At 68.8% G+C, this 1,279-nt stretch carries 2 protein-coding genes; both read right to left on the bottom strand.

Annotated elements, in window-relative coordinates:
- Positions 1-5: 5 nt before the first annotated feature.
- Entirely contained in the window at positions 6-608 is a 603-nt protein-coding gene (locus DBR22_RS19730) for a DUF6919 domain-containing protein (protein WP_108600398.1), read from the bottom strand.
- 53 nt (positions 609-661) lie between these two features.
- A partial coding sequence (locus tag DBR22_RS19725) for a hypothetical protein (RefSeq protein ID WP_308810242.1) occupies positions 662-1,279 on the bottom strand: 618 nt, incomplete at its 5' end.

Genomic DNA, 1,279 nt, shown 5'->3' with positions numbered 1-1,279 from the left:
GTTCCTTACTGCCCGGCGGTCAGCGCGTCGAGGACCGCCGGCAGCAGGACGACGTTCCGGCCCCAGACAGGGTCCAGGATTTCCACGTACCAGGAGTCCGCGAGGAGCAGGGCGAGGGTGTCGTTGGTTTCGTTCGCCCAGTCCTGGATCTGCTCTTCGTCCACCGGGTTCTCACTGGAGCCGAGCACGGTGACCACTTCGCCGCCGTCGAGCGTTACCGGGATGGCTGCACTGCTGGACTCGCCCGGCGCGTGCGCCACGGTCACCAGCTCCGACCGGGTGGAGAGGGCCAGGAGATCGGCGGCCGTTTCGGCGCTGCAGAAAGCGGTGACGTACTGCCGCTGCGCCGTTTCCCCCTTCCGGAGGCCAGGCTGGGACTCCTTGGTGAACAGCCCGTTCCTGTTCAGGGCGGCGAGCTCAGACGCAATGGGTGCCGTCTCGTCGTCGTACGTGGGTGTGAAGGTTGCGGCCTGGTAGTGGCTCTCGCCCTCGAGCCAGCGCGCCGTCAGTTCACCGGCGGCCGCCAGGGTGGTGGCCTGCCGCCAGGCCCCTTTGTCCACGAGGCGCCGGCCGAACTCATCAAGGACTTCCGCTTCTGTGGGTTCCATCCTCGGATGCTACGGCGTGCGATCCGCGGACTCCAGTGGCGGCGACACACCGGTTAATCTGCGCGGGCGGGTATGCCGGCCGCCTGTTCGGCGGCGCTCAGGGCAAGGCCAAGGCGGACGACGGCGGGAGCGTAGCCCTGGTGCCGGGCAGCCCGCAGCTGCTCAGCCTCCCGCATGGCCCGGACGAGTGCCGCCGTTTGCGGCAGCCGGACATCGGTCATGGCCGGGTAGTCGATGCAGTACGCGGGGTCCAGTTCGTAGCGGCGCCAGCGGGTCAGCAGGGAGTCATGCTCGGCTTCCGCCGCTGTGTACACGGGCCGGTCTTCCCGTTGCTGCCGGCGCTGTGACTGCCAGGCCGTGATCCGCGGGGTGCCCCGGTATGCTGCCACGCCCGCACCGGCAGCCAGTGCTGTGAGGAAAACACCGGAAACGGGCGACGTGAGCGTGGGGATGAGGAGTGCCGGGATGGCCACGGCGGACCCCATAAAGACGTCCCAGAAAACCGTATCCGTGGCCTCCCGGTCCGGGTCCGGCGTCGAATGGCGGCGGACCGCAAAAACGGTGGCGGCCACCGCGCACACCAGCACTGCACCCCAGAACACCAGCTGGAATGCTCCGGAAAGGACGGATTCTGCTACTGCCGGCACCGCGGCACCTCCCAGCGTCAGGCC

Source organism: Arthrobacter sp. HMWF013, assembly GCF_003061105.1.
In the GTDB taxonomy this organism is placed as follows: Bacteria; Actinomycetota; Actinomycetes; order Actinomycetales; family Micrococcaceae; genus Arthrobacter.
Note: the sequence above shows the minus strand (reverse complement) of the source record. Positions and strands in the feature narration are given on the sequence as shown.

Coding starts and splice junctions, on each gene's coding strand:
- DBR22_RS19730 (WP_108600398.1), bottom strand. CDS start 608: ATGGAACCCACAGAAGCGGAAGTCCTTGATGAGTTCGGCCGGCGCCTC.